The sequence below is a fragment of the Pseudomonas pergaminensis genome, assembly GCF_024112395.2.
Lineage (GTDB): Bacteria > Pseudomonadota > Gammaproteobacteria > Pseudomonadales > Pseudomonadaceae > Aquipseudomonas > Aquipseudomonas pergaminensis.
Genome location: NZ_CP078013.2, coordinates 5,754,069 through 5,770,159 on the forward strand (window position 1 = coordinate 5,754,069; position 16,091 = coordinate 5,770,159).

Sequence of the window (16,091 nt, forward strand, 5' to 3'; positions counted from 1 at the left end):
ACGGGTTGGTGGACATCCGCGGCGTTCAGGAAAGTCGCCGTCTCAGGGGTACGACTTCCCAGGGTATTGAGCGTTCAAGGTGATTGATCAGCGGATATTGAGCTGCGTCGACAAGGTGTTGCGCGGCGGGTTGATGGACGAGTTGCTGTATTGGAACCAGCCCTGGGCCTCGACATTCAGGTCAAACACATAGATGTAGCCCATCAAGGTGCCGGCGCCACTGCAGGCTTCGCTAACGTTGCCGACCTGGCACACCGCCGTGCGCTGGCCATTCAACACCGCGCCATTGAAGAGGCCGACCGGGTTATTCCCCAGGCCCACTTCCATCACCGACACCTTGGTGGGGCCGCGGTGCGTACACATCGCGGTGTCCTGTGCGCGCTCGGGGATGGTTTCCGTGCAACCGGCCGACTCAACCTTGAACACGCGCACTTCGCTCAAGGGCGGTGCAGTCGCGCCCCACGCCGGTGGTGCGCCGAGCAACAGGCTGATACAGGGGATCAGGGCTAGACTCCACGGGCTGGCGTTTTTCATGTTGCAGGTGACCTTCGTTTAAACGTCGGCGCAGTATGCCTCAAGGCCTCGGCTGCTGGTATGATGCGCCGCTTTTTCCGATCCTCTCTGAAACCACAGGCGCTTGGCGCAGTTTGTGCTTTGACTTAGAGGTCAACAAATCACGACGCCACAGAGCGTCACAGGGAGCAGGCATGCTGGAAAAGCTGTTTCAACTCAAGGCACACAACACCAACGTGCGCACCGAGATCCTCGCGGGCATCACGACATTCCTGGCCATGGCCTACATTCTGTTCGTGAACCCGAGCATCCTCGGCGAAACCGGCATGGATAAGGGCGCCATCTTTGTCGCGACGTGCCTGGCAGCGGCCATCGGCTCGACCGTGATGGGCTTGATCGCCAACTACCCGATCGCACTTGCGCCAGGCATGGGCCTCAACGCCTTCTTTACCTACACCGTGGTCCTGCACATGGGCCACACCTGGCAGGTTGCACTGGGCGCGGTGTTCATTTCGGCGGTGCTGTTTTTCATCCTGTCGATCTTCCGCATCCGTGAGTGGATCATCAACAGCATCCCGCTGCCGCTGCGTTCGGCGATTGCCGCCGGTATCGGCCTGTTCCTGGCGCTGATTGCCCTGCACAACGCCGGTATCGTGGTCGGCAACCCGAACACGCTGGTGGGCATGGGTGACCTTAAAAAGCCCGCGGCGATCCTCGCCACCCTCGGTTTTATGCTCATCGTGGCGCTGGAAGCGCTCGCCGTGCGCGGTGCGGTGCTGATCGGCATTCTGGCCGTCACCCTCGTGTCCATCCTGCTGGGCGTCACCGAGTTCGGCGGCGTCGTGTCGATGCCACCGTCCCTGGCCCCTACGTTCCTGCAACTGGACATTAAAGGCGCGTTGGACATTGGCCTGGTCAGTGTGATCTTCGCGTTCCTGTTCGTGGACCTGTTCGACAACTCCGGCACCCTGATTGGCGTAGCCAAGCGCGCCGGCCTGATGGGCAAGGACGGCCACATGCCGAAAATGGGCCGTGCGCTGATTGCCGACAGCACCGCCGCCATGGCCGGTTCCCTGCTGGGGACGTCGACCACCACCAGCTACATCGAGTCCGCCGCCGGTGTGAGTGCCGGTGGCCGTACCGGTTTGACCGCCATCGTGGTCGCGGTCCTGTTCCTGTTGGCCTTGTTCTTCGCGCCGCTGGCCGGCAGCGTTCCCGCCTTCGCCACCGCGCCAGCATTGCTGTTCGTGGCGGTGCTGATGACCCAGGGCCTGGCCGAGATCGACTGGGATGACATCACTGTTGCAGCGCCGGTGGTGATCACCGCCCTGGCGATGCCGTTCACTTACTCCATTGCCAACGGCATCGCCTTCGGTTTCATCGCCTGGACCGCCATCAAGCTGCTTTCGGGCCGCTACCGTGAGCTGAACCCGGCGCTGGTGATTCTGTCGATTCTGTTTGTGATCAAGCTGGGCTGGTTCAACGCATGACTTTTGACGCCGCACGCTACACCGCTCAACTGCAAGACAAGGTCACGCGCTTGCGTGACCTGCTGGCACCGTTCGACGCGCCAGAGCCACAGGTCTTCGACTCGCCGCTGCAGAATTTCCGCCTGCGCGCGGAGTTCCGCCTGTGGCGCGAAGGCGGTGAGCGCCACTACGCGATGTTCTCCCAGGACGACAAGCGCACGCCGATCCTGATCGAAGAGTTCCCCATCGCCAGCCAGCGCATCAACCAGTTGATGCCGCAGCTCAAGGCCGCCTGGCAAGCCAGCGCCGCCCTGAGCCATAAGCTGTTCCAGGTGGAGTTCCTCACCACCCTGGCCGGCGACGCGATGATCACCCTGTGCTATCACCGCCCGCTGGATGAGCACTGGCATACCGCTGCAAACCAGCTGGCAGCCGACTTGAATGTCAGCATCATCGGCCGCTCAAAGGGCAAGCGCGATGTGATCGGCCATGACTACGTGGTGGAAAAACTCGACGTGGGCGGCCGCACCTTCAGCTACCGCCAACCCGAAGGCGCCTTCACCCAGCCCAACGGCACGGTGAACCAGAAGATGCTCAACTGGGCTTATGAAGCCCTGGGTGATCGCCCGGATGATCTACTGGAGTTGTATTGCGGCAACGGCAACTTCACCCTGCCCCTGGCTACGCGTGTACGCAAAGTACTGGCTACCGAAATCAGCAAGACCTCAGTGAATGCTGCCCTGAGCAACCTTGATGAAAACGCGGTGGATAACGTCACGCTGGTGCGTCTCTCTGCCGAAGAACTCACCGAAGCGCTGAACGAAGTGCGTCCGTTTCGTCGCCTGCACGGTATCGATTTGAAGAGTTACGAATTCGGCAGCGTCTTCGTCGACCCGCCGCGCGCCGGCATGGACCCGGACACCTGCGAACTGACCCGCCGCTTCGACAACATCCTGTACATCTCCTGCAACCCGGAGACCTTGGCGGCGAATATTGCGCAACTGCACGATACGCACAAGATTACCCAGTGTGCGCTGTTTGACCAGTTCCCGTGGACCCACCACATGGAATCCGGGGTGCTGTTGACCCGTCGCTAACCCGCAAAAACTGCAGGAGCCGGCTTGCCGAAGCGGTTTTACAGATGAGTAAGCACAAAAACCCGGCGAATGCCGGGTTGTAACCACTCATGCCGAGGGCTGGAAATACCCCGCCAAGGCCCGCAAGTCCTGCTCGTTCAGCAACCCCGCGTAATACTTCAGCTGAATCCTCGCCAACAGATACGCATGTCGCGCATTCGCCAAATCGCGGCGGGCGGTGAAGAGTTGTTGTTCGGCGTCGAGCACGTCGAGGTTGACCCGCTCACCGCCGGCCACACTCTTTTTCGTCGCAGCGACTAAAGCCGTGGCAGAGCTGACGGCCATTTCATAAGCACGCACTTTGGCCGCGCCGCTGGTGTTGAGGTTGAACTGTTTGCGCAACTCCACCAGCGTGGCCGAGGTTTGCGCGTCCAGCTCGTACTGGGCCTGGGACAGTTGGTTCGCCGCCTGGCGCGTGGAGGCTGATACACCGCCACCGGCAAACAGCGGCAGGCTGACCTGGATGCCGACGCTGTTGGTGTCGTACTTCTGGTTGTAGCTGCTTTCCGAATCGGAGCTGGTCTGGCGACTGCTGGCGTACAGGCTGACCTTGGGCATATGACCTGCACGCTTGCGTTCCACTTCATAGGAAGCCACGTCCAAGGCGTGGTGCTGGGATTTAAGCTCCGGGTTATTGGCCATGGCCATTTCGCGCCAGGTTTCGAAACGGTTGGGCTGCAGGGGCGGAATGTCGAACTGGCGCGTCAGCGGCGCCAGTTCTTCGATCTGCAGCGGTTGGCCGACGATGGCTTCCAGCTCGCGCAGGGCGCTGTCCTGGACATCCTGGGACTCGATCTCTTCGGCCTGGGCCAGGCTCAGGCGCGCCTGGGTTTCCAGCACATCGGTGCGCGTGCCTTCACCGCCCTTGAGCAGGCGATCATTGAGTTGCAGGCGCTCGGCATACGCACGTTTCTGTGCGCGACTCAGCTCGATACGTTCTTGCGCCAGCAAGGCCTGGCTATAGGCGTTGAGCACCCGCACTGCCAGTTCCTGGCTCTTGCCTCGAAAACGCTCATCGGCCATCAATGCCTGGGCAGTGCCCTGGCGAAACCGCGCGTAGGCTTCGTAATCGAGCAGCGGTTGCTGCAAGGTCAGGGTCGACGCGTAACTGCGGTAGTCACGGTCGCTGGTGACATCACCCGCCGTCACTTCGGATTCGTTGCGCGAGTTGTTATAGCTCCACGACAGGTTCGGCAACAACGCCGCACGCCCGATCACACGATTTTCTTCACCGGCCTCACGCTCCTGGATAGCGGCCTGAAAGGTCGGGTCGTTACGCAGGGCCAAGTCGTAGGCATCCAGCAAGCCCAGGGCATGCGCCGCCGAGGTACAACCAAAACACAGGGTAAACAACAGCGCCTTCATTCTTCCACCAGGGCCATATGGGTGCGATCCATCAGGGGTTTGAACAAGTAGTTGAGCATCGAGCGCTCACCGGTCTTGACGAAGGTTTCCACCGGCATGCCCGGGCGTATCTGCACGCCGTCCAGTTGTTGCATGCCCGCCGCGCTGACCTGGGCACGCAGCGTGTAGTAAGGCTCGTCGGTGCGTTCATCGACCTGGCGGTCTGCCGAGACCAGGGTGACTTCACCGGCCACCCGTGGCGTGGTGGCCTGGTTGAAGGCCGAGAACAGCAACTCCACCGGCAAGCCCGGATGCACCTTGTCGACCATCTGCACTGGCACCCTGGCCTCCACCAACAAGGGTTCACCCTGGGGCACGATGTCCATCAACGCCTGGCCGGGCTTGATCACCCCGCCCTCGGTGTACACGTCCAGCCCCACCACCACGCCGGACGCCGGCGCGCGCACCCGGCTGTTGGCCAGTTCGAACTCGGCCGAGGCCAGGCGGTTGCGCAGGTCGTCGCTGCGGGTGCGGGTGTCGGCCAATTGGCTGCGCAGGTCTTTCTGGAAGTCTTCGCCCAACTGGCGGATTCGCAGGCGCAGCTCCAGTACCTGGCGTTGCAATTGGCCGATACGGCCGTAGTCCTCAGCGATGGCGCCGTCGACCTGCGAGTACAGGCGCTCGCTGTCGAGCAGGCGATTACGCGGGATGTAACCGTCACGCGCCAGTTCGCGCAGGCCCTGCAGTTGCTCATTCAACGCCGCGCGTTGCTGGACTTTGCTGGCTTGCGAATCCCGTGTCCCGCGCAACTGCGCCTCGGCGCCAGCGATGGTTTCGCGCAGGCCTTGTTGCTCGGTGGCCAGGGCCTGGGCACGGCTATTGAACAGCTGTCGTTGCAGGTTCAGGGTGCCCGCCGCCTCCGGATCATTGAGCAATTCGGGACCAAAGGTGATCGCCGGCGCCCCTTCGCTTTCGGCACTCAAGCGCGCTTCGCTGGCCAGGGAGGCCAGGTACTGGCTGCGCAGCGACTGCATCTGCCCGCGCAATGGGGTTTCTTTTAATCGCAGCAGCACCTGGCCGGCGCTGACCACCTCACCCTCGCGCACTTCAATGCGCTCGACGATGCCCCCGGCCGGGTGTTGCACGGTCTTGCGATGGCCCGACACCATGACCTTGCCCGACACCGCCACGCCCTTGTCCAGCGGTGCCAATGCCGCCCAACCGAGGAAACCGGCAAAGCCACCGAGTACCAACAGCCACCCCAGGCGCGAATACTTTTTGTCATCCAGCGCCAGCACATTGTTCGGCGCCTCGCTGATCAACACCGGTTTGTTCTGGCTCATGCCTGTTTTCCTTCACCGAGGCGGTAACTCATGCTCAGGGTCGACACCGGCTTGTTTGCGGCGGGCTTTTGCCGGGCCTCCAACACGCGCGCAGTGGGCCCGAACGCCTGCAACTGGCCGTCCTTGAGGATCAGCAGTTGGTCCGTCAGGGTCAGCACGTTGGGTTTGTGGGTGATGAGGATCACGGTACGGCGCTGTTGCTTGAGCTGGTTGATGGCCTGGAGCAAGGCCTGCTCGCCCACTTCATCAAGGTTGGCGTTGGGCTCGTCCAGCACGATCAGCGCAGGCAGGCCGTACAGCGCACGCGCCAGCGCGACGCGTTGTTTCTGGCCGCCCGACAAGCCGGCACCGCCCTCCCCCAACTGCGTGTCGTAGCCCTGGGGCAGTTGCAGGATCAGGTCATGCACGCCGGCCATTTGCGCGGCAGCGAGGACCTTGTCCGCCTCCACCTCGGCAAAGCGTGCGATGTTTTGCGCGATGCTGCCGGCGAACAATTGAATGTCTTGCGGCAGGTAACCGATGTGCGGCCCCAACTGCTGCTTGTCCCACAGGGCCAGGTCGGCGCCGTCCAGCCGCACTTTGCCGGCCAGGGGCGCCCAGGCGCCCACCAATAGTCGGGCCAAGGTGGATTTGCCGCAGCCCGACGGCCCGATCACGCCCAAGACGTCGCCCGCCGCCAGGGTGAAGCCCAGGTTGGCGAGCGCGGGCCGACGGCTGCCGGGAGCACAGGCGCTGACGTGCTCCACGCTCAGCTGGCCTTTGGGCACCGGCAGGTTCATACGGGCGGGCCGCGCGGGGTTGTCCGCCAGCATCTGCGACAAGCGCTGGTACGCCAGGCGCGCCGAGCCCCATTGTTTCCACACGCCGATCAGTTGGTCGATGGGGGTCAGCACCCGGCCCATCAGGATCGAACCGGCAATCATCATCCCTGGCGTGATATCGCCCTGTACCGCCAGCAAGGCACCCAGGCCCAGCACCAGGGACTGCAACGCCAGGCGCACACCCTTGGACCAGGCACTGACGGCCGCAGTCTTTTCACTCGCCAGGTTTTGCTGGGCCAAGAAAGCTTGATGCTGGCTGAACCAACGCGCGCGCAATGTGCCGAGCATGCCCATGGCTTCGATGGTGTCGGCATTGCGCAGGTTGGCCGTGGCCTGCTGGCTCGCGCCGATGGACAGCTGGCTGGCCAGCGCCATCGGTGCCTGGCTGACGTGATGGTTGACCCACGCCAACGCCATCAACAACACCGCGCCAACCAGTGCCAGCACGCCGAGCCAGGGGTGGAACAGGAATATGACCAACAGGTACACCGGAAACCACGGCGCATCGAAAAACGCGAACAACGCCTGGCCGGTAGCGAACTGGCGCAGGGTGGTCAGGTCATGCAGCGCCTGGCCGGCCGCCTGGGTGCCGCCCTTGAGTTGCGCTTCGAACGCAGCGTCGTACACCCGCTGGTTCAAGCGCATGTCCATCTGCGTGCCGAGGCGGATCACCACCTGGCTGCGCACCCACTCCAACGCGCCCATCAGGCCGAACAGGCCGAGGATCATCAGCGTCAGCATCAGCAGGGTCATCTGGTTACCCGAGGCCAGCACCCGGTCGTACACCTGCAGCATGTACAGCGCCGGGGCGAGCATCAGCAGGTTAATCACCGCCGAGAACAGGCCGATGTTGAAGAAGCCACTTTTATAGGCCGTGAGGGCGGCCAGGGTTTCGTTGCCGGCGTGGCGCATCTGGGGATTCTCAAAGGGTTGAGCGGGCAGCGTCGCCGCGTTGACAGGCCATGCGACGCTGCGCAGAATTCGGCACCGCCGTCGCCTGAAGAATTAGAAGGCTTGGGCAACGACGGTGTGTCATGCGGCGAATGGGAGAGCGATCTTCCATTCGCTTTTTTCATGCAGCAGAGGGTTTAGGCCGCGAGTGCCCAGTCCTGCGCCACGTCTTGCACGCCCACCAGCGCAACGTCGGTGGCCGCCGGGGAAGCGGCGTGGCTGGCGACCGCAGCGGCGATGTCGTCGAAGGTGCTGTTGAGGCCTTCGCCGATCGAACCCAGCAGATCGGTGAGGACGGTTTCCAGGGCAGACGTGTTGCCCTGCATCAGGCCGTAAATCACGCTCTGCACCTCGTTGCCGACGCGACCGGCGTCCGACGCCGCGCTCAGGTCGAGGCCGTTGAACGCCACCTTGAAGTCGGTCAGGCTGAAATCGCTGCCGCCGCCGCCGCCCAGGCCAGTGCCCAGTTGAACGTTATCCAGCTCGCCCCACAGGAAGTGGTTCTGGTTGCTGCTCGCCGGCAGCGTAGGGTTGAACACGTAGTGCAGGCCATTGCTGGTGTCGCTGTCGGCGATAAAGGCGTAATCCGAGCTGTTGGCACCGTGGGTAGCGTACTGGTCACCGCTGAGGGAGCCATTGCTGAAACCACCGGTATTGCTACTGCCGTGACCCGCAGTGGCGAAGCCCAGGGCCCAGGCGCTCAGGTACTCGTTAACAGTGATAGAACCCAAGCCAGAATCGTAGCTAACAGAAATAGTCATCACTAAACCTCGTTAAACAACGCTATTGATGAGCACGCACAAGTGGCGCACTTTTTTACCCACCCTTGGGTAAAACCATTGATCAAGTACAGGCTGCTACTGATCAGAATTTGTATTCCAACATCCCGCTCAGGGTCCGGCCGCGGGCCAGGCTGAGGTTGTTGGCATCGCCCATGGCGACGAAATAGGCCTCATCGGTGGCGTTTTCCAACGCCAGCGCAATGTTCAAGTGGTCGGTCATCCAGTAGCTGGCGTACAGGTCATACAGGGTGTACTGGGGCCAGAGCGCCTGGTCGATCAGGTCGTAACCCTGCTGATTCAGGTTCTCCCCATTGCCCGCGCTGTAGCGCACACGCACGCCGGTATCCAGGCGTTTGTCCAGGAAGCGCGCCCCCAGGGTCAGGGAGCCGCGGTCGGCGGGCATGTAGGTGGCGTTACCCATGATCCGGCCGCAACTTTCCTTGTTGTTGGCGACGTCATCGTCGAGCACTTCGTAGCGGGTCACGAGCCGGATGCGGGAAACGCCGTTTGCGTCCACATAGCGTTCGATACGCGACGTGCTCGGCCCGTTCTTCTTCGCGCCGCCCAGGTAGTAGTTCTTCGAACAGAACTCGTTGCTGCCGATCATGTGGGTGTAGCTGAAGTTGGCGTACGCCCGGCCCATGTCGTAGTTGAGCTGGTACTCCATGCCGCGAAAGCGCGTGGGGTTGGTGTTGTTGACGTAGGCCATGGTGCCGAGAAAGCCGCCGACGGTGGTTTCCGGCAGGCTGACGCTGGTGTTCAGGAACGAGAAGTTCTCGATCTTGGTATCGAAGTAAGCCACCTTCATGCCCAGGCGGTCGTCACTGAACAACAACCCTTCCTTGAACACGTTCATGCCCACTTCCCAATCCTTGGATTCCTCCGGCTTGAGGTAAGGGTTTGGAAACACACGCTCCCCCGAGCCGCCGCCGTGGGGGCGACCGGTCATGAAGGTTTCGGTCACCCCTGGTGGGCGCCAGCCCTTGCCCCAGCGGGTGTACAACTGCAACCAGTCCACGCCGGGTTTAACCGCGATGCCGAAGGTCGGGGAAAACTGGCCTTCCTCACGGTCGATATCAATCACTTCGGACACGCGCTTGGCGCCCACCAGGCTGCTGTAGAAGCGATCACGCCGGTACAGCGTCATGCCGGTTTCGCCTTCAAGCCTGTAGCGGTCGTAACGCAGGCCGCCGTCGACGGTCAGCCAGTCGTCATATTCGTATTGCAGGTTATTGAAGAGGCTGGCGATGGTACGTTTACCGCCGGGCGTGCCGCCTTCTGCATAGGGCAGCAGGCCGAGCAGGTTGACGGCTTCGACCTTGTTGGTCCGTGGCTTGAACTCGTCCTGGTACAACTCCACGCCGTAGTTCCAGCTCACATGTCCCCATTCGCCGAAATCAAAACGCGAGGTGTTGTCACCCTGTAGACCCCAGGTGTCAGTCTGGAAGTGATCGGTGTAGGCCCCCACGTAGTTGCCGGTGCCCACCGACGCCATGTTCGGTGTGTTGGCACGGTCCAGTTGAGTGGTGACGTAGTAAACCTTGGCCTTCAGATCGACCAGTGGGTTATCCGGCGTGTAGCTGTAGTCCAGCGCAAAGTTCTTGGCGTTGAGGTTGTTCTTGCTGACACGGTGGTAGAACACACTTTGATTGTCATCGGAGGTATAGGCCCAGGCATCGTTGCTGTCGCTGTCACTCTCCAGGTAGCTCAGTTGCACACGCTGGTCATTCGGCAGGTTGAGGCCGAGCTTGATGATCTGCGAACGGGTCACGCTGCCCATGTCGCCGACTTCGCTGTTCAACCAATCATCGAACGCGGCAGGCATGACCTTGCGCGCACGCAGGTTGGTGCCCAGCTTCTGGTCATTGTGGGTACCGGCGCGGTAGTTGCCGAAATGCCGCTCGCTATAGCCGAGCAGCACATCGCCGCGCTCATCACCAAAGGCAAACACGCCACTGCCATTGAAGTAGGTACCGTTGCCCAACTCACCGATACCGCTGCCCGCGCGAAAACGTCCGCCGATCTCTTTACCGTCCTTGAGGAACTCGCTGGCGTCCAGGGTCTTGAACGAGGCGATCCCGCCGAGTACGGCCGCCCCACCCTGCCCCGACTGGCTGCCCTTGTCGATCTCGATGCTGGAAACGAACTCCGGGTCGATCACCATGGTGCCGTTGCGCTGCTGGTGACCGTTGACGTTGAAATTCTGGCGCATGCCGTCGATGTTCATGTTCACGCGGCCGTAATCCTGCACGCCACGGATATTCACCGAGAGGCCGGGGTCACGCTGGTTGACGGCGGTGTAGACGCCGGCGGTTTCCTCAAGCATGTCGGCCGCGTGACGGGGTGGGCGTTTGTCGATCATGTCACGGCTGATGACTGCCACGGACTTTGGGGTCTGATACACCCAATCACTGGCCTGGCCAGTGGTGTTGCCGGTGATGGTTGTGGTGCCTACGGTCATGGCGCCGTCGTGATCGTCGCGGACACGGTTGAGCGTGACCTGGCGCTCGCTGGTAAAGCGATACTCCACCGGCGCGGCCCCGAGCAAACGGCCCAGGCCTTCCTGCACGCTGAAACTGCCCTTGATCGCCGTGCTGCTCAAGCCTTGCAGACGCTGGCTGTCGAACAACACCTGCAAACCGGCCTGATCAGCAAAGGCCAGCACGGCACTGCCCAGAGGTTGCGCGGGAATATCAAACGTCAGCACGGCAGGTTGAGTCGCGCCCGACTGCGGCTGCGCGGCACACACCGGAGCGACTGCGGCGAACAGCCCCAGATGAATGGCCAGGGCTAACCGGCTACCGGTGATACGCCCCTTGTTGAGTGCTGACATTTAGGATGTTCCCTGCGCTAAGCGTTTTTTGTTTATGCGAATGCTTCTCACCTAGCAAGACGTACGACGCGCAGGAAGTCAGTAAGACTTTTTCAAAAGTTTTTTAACAAAGGGATGTCAGGCAGCAAAAAGGAGCCGCTTGCCGGCGATAACCACAGGTACGAACACAACGCTAGCCCCAGGTACCCACGATGCGAAGCGAGCCGCTTTTGATCGTGATCTTGATCTGGCTTTTGATCTGGCTTGTGATCTGGCTTGTGATCTGGCTTTTGATCTTAGGCGCCCCGTCAAACACGCTGGCCGGAATTCGACAGGGATTTGGGGGGTAAACCGGCAGGGATGCCGGTTTAGCCGCCCCGCGCCATGGATGGCGCGTGGCGGCGGCCCCCCAAATACCTGTCGGATTACGGGCACACCGAGCCTAGGCGAGGTGCCGAGTGTTGGGGCAAGAGCGTTTTGCTTACTTTTGCGCTTTTCAAAAGTGAGCCGCCGTAAGGGCGGAACCCATAGCAGCCGTTACCCAAATAACGGATATGTACCCGGTCTGCCCCAACATCCAGGTCGGCTGTCAGGCCGCCTTCGCAGGCAAGCCAGCTCCCACATTTGGACCGTGGGGTGACAGTGGGAGAGTGGTCGGCTGCCAGGCCGCCTTCGCAGGCAAGCCAGCTCCCACATCTGGACCGTGGGGTGACAGTGGGAGAGTGGTCGGCTGTCAGGGCGCCTTCGCAGGCAAGCCAGCTCCCACATTTGGACCGTGGGGTGACAGTGGGAGAGTGGTCGGCAGTTAGGCCGCCTTCGCAGGCAAGCCTGCTCCCACATTTGGATCGTGGGGTGACAGTGGGAGAGTGGTCGGCAGTTAGGCCGCCTTCGCGGGCAAGCCTGCTCCCACAGTTGGATCGGCTGTCAGGCCGCTGGCGGGAGCACGGTCCCTTGGCCAGCGCCAACAGGACAATCAATAGATCAGGCTTAAGCCCGCCAGGTCCAAGCGCTGCACTTGCAGCTCCTGGGTCAGCGTGCCAAGGGCAGTGTCGAGCATGTCGAGACGAAACACCCCGCTGACCTCGCGATCACCCAATGCCGAATCGGCCAACACCACACGCCCAGGCCGGTAGCGGTTGAGCTGCTCGATAACCTTGGCCAACGGCTGGCGATCAAAAATCAGCACGCCGCGTCGCCAACTGGTGGCCCGCTCTACATCGAGCTGGTCCAGGGGCACGATGCCCTCCTCGAGGTTATAGCGCGCAGCCAGGCCCTCCTTGACCACCCGGTCGGCCGGCCCCTTTTTCGGGATAGCTTGCAAGGAAACCTCGACACTGTGCTCCAGCACGCCGACCCACGCCTGGCTATCGCCCTCGCGCTCCACCACAAACCGCGTGCCCAAGGCGCGGGTTTGCCCCCCGGCGCTTTGCACCACGAACGGCCGGGTTTCCTCACCCACCATCGGCGCCACATCAAAGATCGCCGAGCCCTGGAGCAGGCTGATACGGCGTTGCACACCGTCGTAGTCCAGGCGGATGGCACTGTCGGAGTCCAGCTCCACCTTGCTGCCATCGGCCAGGTGCACGGTGCGCACCTCGCCTTTCTGGGTGATGTAGTCGGCTTGCATCCGCAGCACCATGTCCGGCCCGCGCACCCAGCCGACACCGGCCACCACCATAACCAACGCGACGGCGGCCGCACGCTGCCATGGCCGACGCCGCGTGGAACGCCGCACGAGTGGCGTCGCCGCTGGCGGGCGCTGACGGTGCACCGGTTCGTCCTTGTACACGTCACCCAATGCCGCCCAGGTCTGCTCGGCAAAGCGCAATGCCGCTTCATGGCGGCTGTCGCAGGCGATCCAATGCTGCAGCTCGGCCTGCTCCTGTTCGGTCAGGGCACCGGCGTGCAAGCGCACCGTCCACTCGGCGGCCGCCTCGGTAATGCTGTGCTGTTGCGGACCCTGGCTATTCACGTGTGAATCTCGAATTTTTCGTTATATAACGCTGTGACGTCTGACCTGGTGCATTTCGGTAACTCATTCGTCGGATGGCGCCACCTCGCCTTCCTGCAAGCGCTGCATCACGTAGGCCAACGCCTTGGCCAGATGCTTTTGCACTGAGCTGTCAGAGATGTCCAAGTGCCGGGCGACCTGGGCGTGGGTCATGCCTTCGATGCGGTTGAGACGGAAAATCTGCTGGGTGCGTTCCGGCAACTCCGCCAGTGCCTGCTTCAATGCCTGTCGCTGTTGCTGCGCCATTGCCTGAGCCTCCAACCCGGCCACTTCATCTTCAATCTCGGCCAGCGCCTCGTGGGGCACGGAGTCTGTCTTGCGCCGCGCTTCCTGGCGAATATGGTCGATCAGCAGATTGCTCGCCGTTCTATAGAGATAGCCCTGGGAGTTGTCGATGCGCTCGCCGGCCGGTTTTTCCGCCAGGCGCAGGAAACTCTCCTGCACCAGGTCTGCGGCCAACTGCGGGTCCCGCACCTTGCGCGCCAGATACCCGCGCAAGGTATCGGCGTGCTTGAGAAACAGGCCTTTGAGATCCACGTCCGACAAACCGACTCCCTGGAATGTTAAGGAAACAGACGGGCATCTTAAGCGTTGTCGAGAATGATTTTCAATTGATATCTAATCTGATTCCACCGCAACAATGAGCCGATTAACAGTTCGGTAATCGAACACATCCGGCGCCATCAATTGACCAAATTAACCAACCAGTACATTTTATCCACGCAACTAACAAGAACTGTGGAGATCCACCCTATGCCGCCCATCGTGCTGGTGCTCAACGGCCCCAACCTCAACCTGCTCGGCACCCGCGAGCCCGCTACCTACGGCCACGAAACCCTCGCCGATGTCGCCGCCCTGTGTGGGCGCAGCGCCGATCAGCTCGGTTTGAACATCGAATTTCGCCAGACCAACCACGAAGGCGAATTGCTCGACTGGATCCACGGCGCCCGCGCCCGCTGCGCTGGCATTGTGATCAACCCCGCGGCCTGGACCCACACCTCGGTGGCGATTCGCGACGCGCTGGTGGCCAGTGAAGTCCCGGTGATCGAAGTGCATCTCTCCAATGTGCATGCCCGCGAAGCCTTTCGGCATCACTCGTTTGTGTCGCCTATCGCCAAGGCGGTGCTCGCAGGGTTCGGCAGCCATGGCTACCACTTGGCCCTGGAACATTTCAGCCAGTTGCTCAAAGGGTCGTCCCGATGAAACCGCGCATCCTCGCCGGCCTGATCGGCGCCGGTATCCAGGCTTCCCGTACACCTGACCTGCATGAACAGGAAGGTGATGCCCAGGGCCTGCGCTACTTGTATCGCCTGATCGACCTCGAACCGCTGCGCCTGGACATCAACGCCCTGCCCGACCTGCTGGACGCCGCCGAACTCATGCACTTCACCGGACTGAACATTACCTACCCGTGCAAACAGGCAATCCTGCCGTTGCTCGATGAATTGTCCGACGAGGCTCGCGGCATTGGCGCGGTCAACACGGTGGTGTTCAAGGACGGCAAACGCATCGGCCACAACACCGATTGCCTGGGGTTCGCCGAAGGCTTTCGGCGCAACTTGAATGACGTCGCCCGCGAGCGTGTGGTGCAGATGGGTGCCGGCGGTGCCGGCGCGGCGGTGGCCCATGCGCTGCTGGCGGAAGGTGTGCAGCACTTGAGTATTTTCGACGTGGACGCCAGTCGCGCCCGTGACCTTGTGGATAACCTTGCGCTGCGTTTCGGCGCTGGTCGGGCCCAGGTGGGCCAGCACCTGGAAAACGCGATGGCCGAGGCCGATGGCTTGGTCAATACCACGCCGATGGGCATGGCCAAACTGCCGGGCACGCCGGTGCCTGCAGCGTTATTGCGGGCGCAATTGTGGGTCGCGGAGATCGTGTATTTCCCGCTGGAAACCGAACTGCTACGCGACGCCCGCGCCTTGGGTTGCCGCACCTTGGACGGCGGCAACATGGCGGTGTTTCAGGCGGTGAAGGCGTTTGAGTTGTTCAGTGGGGAAGTGCCGGATGCACAGCGTATGTTGGCGCATTTCCAGGCCATGAATACCTAACTGCCGAAACCGGATCAAAAAATGTGGGAGCGGGCTTGCTCGCGAATGCGGCGGGTCAGGCAACCATGTTGCGACTGATCCACTGCATTCGCGAGCAAGCCCGCTCCCACATTGATTGCATTTCAGTTTTGAGAGCCGCGCTTACTCAAGCCTGCAAGTAACGCATCACCGACTCACAAATCATGTCCCGATGCCGCTGTTTAACCGCCTCATCCGACAGATCGATCTGAAAAATCTCACTGAAGGTATGGCGGTTGGACACGCGGTAAAAGCTGAACGAGTTGATCAGCAGGTGCACGTCCAACGGCTCCAGCCCTTCCCGGAACAAGCCCAGCTCGGCACCACGGCGCAAGGTTTCGCCCAGCCCTTCAAGGATCTTGCTGTTCATCGCCTTGATGGTGTCGGTGCGCTTCACATATTCGGCATTGTGGATATTTTCGATACTGACGATGCGCACGAAATCCACGTTCTGGTCATGGTGATCAAAAGTGAATTCCACCAGCCGGCGGATCGCCTCGCGCGGTTCCAGCGCAGTGAGGTTCATGCGCGTTTCGGTGTTGCGGATGTCGCCGTAGAGTTTCTCCAGCACCTCGACGTACAACTGCTCCTTACTGCCGAAGTAGTAATAGATCATGCGTTTGGAGGTGTGGATACGCTCGGCGATCGCGTCCACGCGAGCGCCGGAAAGGCCCTGCTGGACAAACTCGACGATGGCTTCCTGGAGTATGTTCTCGCGGGTCTTTTCCGGATTGTTCTTACGACTCTTGCGGGGTGCCTCGGAGGTCATGGTGCGCTCACGGCCAGTGTTATGCAGGCCGTGATTATGGGCCGCGACGCTCGCCGAAGGAAGCACCCGACCCG

13 protein-coding genes are annotated in these 16,091 nt (G+C 61.6%); 4 read left to right on the forward strand and 9 right to left on the reverse strand.

Going from position 1 to position 16,091, the window contains the following annotated elements; all coding sequences use genetic code 11:
* Positions 1-87: 87 nt before the first annotated feature.
* Positions 88-534, reverse strand: coding sequence for a DUF4879 domain-containing protein (locus tag KUA23_RS26155; RefSeq protein ID WP_252993084.1), 447 nt, complete (start codon positions 532-534; stop codon positions 88-90).
* Positions 535-707: 173 nt separating this feature from the next.
* Between KUA23_RS26155 and KUA23_RS26160 the strand changes: the two genes are divergently transcribed.
* Positions 708-2,003: an NCS2 family permease gene (locus KUA23_RS26160; protein WP_078050277.1), complete on the forward strand. Its 1,296-nt coding sequence runs from the start codon at positions 708-710 to the stop codon at positions 2,001-2,003.
* Complete coding sequence (trmA, locus tag KUA23_RS26165) at positions 2,000-3,079, forward strand: tRNA (uridine(54)-C5)-methyltransferase TrmA (protein WP_078050278.1); 1,080 nt, start codon at positions 2,000-2,002, stop codon at positions 3,077-3,079. The genes KUA23_RS26160 and trmA overlap by 4 nt, the downstream gene beginning before the upstream one ends.
* A gap of 87 nt (positions 3,080-3,166) precedes the next feature.
* Here trmA and KUA23_RS26170 read toward each other — a convergent pair whose 3' ends face one another.
* From KUA23_RS26170 to KUA23_RS26200, 7 genes are all read right to left on the reverse strand, one after another.
* The gene (locus KUA23_RS26170) at positions 3,167-4,483 is read right to left on the reverse strand and encodes a TolC family outer membrane protein (RefSeq protein ID WP_252993085.1); all 1,317 of its coding nucleotides are present in this window, start codon (positions 4,481-4,483) and stop codon (positions 3,167-3,169) included.
* Positions 4,480-5,805, reverse strand: coding sequence for an HlyD family type I secretion periplasmic adaptor subunit (locus KUA23_RS26175; RefSeq protein WP_078050280.1), 1,326 nt, complete (start codon positions 5,803-5,805; stop codon positions 4,480-4,482). The genes KUA23_RS26170 and KUA23_RS26175 overlap by 4 nt, the downstream gene beginning before the upstream one ends.
* Positions 5,802-7,538, reverse strand: a complete 1,737-nt coding sequence (locus KUA23_RS26180) for a type I secretion system permease/ATPase (protein ID WP_252993086.1) — start codon at positions 7,536-7,538, stop codon at positions 5,802-5,804. Before KUA23_RS26180 ends, KUA23_RS26175 begins: the two co-directional genes overlap by 4 nt.
* Before the next feature lie 176 nt (positions 7,539-7,714).
* On the reverse strand, positions 7,715-8,338 hold the full coding sequence (locus tag KUA23_RS26185; protein WP_078050282.1) for a heme acquisition protein HasA: 624 nt from the start codon (positions 8,336-8,338) through the stop codon (positions 7,715-7,717).
* Between the two features lie 103 nt (positions 8,339-8,441).
* Positions 8,442-11,192 carry a TonB-dependent receptor gene (locus KUA23_RS26190; protein WP_252993087.1) on the reverse strand — a complete coding sequence of 917 codons (2,751 nt, stop codon included), beginning with the start codon at positions 11,190-11,192 and terminating at the stop codon, positions 8,442-8,444.
* A gap of 952 nt (positions 11,193-12,144) precedes the next feature.
* Positions 12,145-13,143, reverse strand: a complete 999-nt coding sequence (locus KUA23_RS26195; protein ID WP_252993088.1) for a FecR family protein — start codon at positions 13,141-13,143, stop codon at positions 12,145-12,147.
* Between the two features lie 63 nt (positions 13,144-13,206).
* A complete protein-coding gene (locus KUA23_RS26200; protein WP_078050285.1) occupies positions 13,207-13,728 on the reverse strand; it encodes an RNA polymerase sigma factor in 522 nt (173 codons plus the stop codon).
* Between the two features lie 207 nt (positions 13,729-13,935).
* Between KUA23_RS26200 and aroQ the strand changes: the two genes are divergently transcribed.
* Together aroQ and KUA23_RS26210 are read left to right on the forward strand one after the other, a co-directional pair.
* Positions 13,936-14,385, forward strand: a complete 450-nt coding sequence (aroQ, locus tag KUA23_RS26205; protein WP_078050286.1) for a type II 3-dehydroquinate dehydratase — start codon at positions 13,936-13,938, stop codon at positions 14,383-14,385.
* Positions 14,382-15,230 carry a shikimate dehydrogenase gene (locus KUA23_RS26210; RefSeq protein ID WP_078050287.1) on the forward strand — a complete coding sequence of 283 codons (849 nt, stop codon included), beginning with the start codon at positions 14,382-14,384 and terminating at the stop codon, positions 15,228-15,230. Before aroQ ends, KUA23_RS26210 begins: the two co-directional genes overlap by 4 nt.
* A gap of 145 nt (positions 15,231-15,375) precedes the next feature.
* On the opposite strand, the gene KUA23_RS26215 is transcribed toward KUA23_RS26210, so the two are convergent.
* Complete coding sequence (locus KUA23_RS26215; RefSeq protein WP_078050288.1) at positions 15,376-16,017, reverse strand: TetR/AcrR family transcriptional regulator; 642 nt, start codon at positions 16,015-16,017, stop codon at positions 15,376-15,378.
* Between the last annotated feature and the right edge of the window lie 74 nt (positions 16,018-16,091).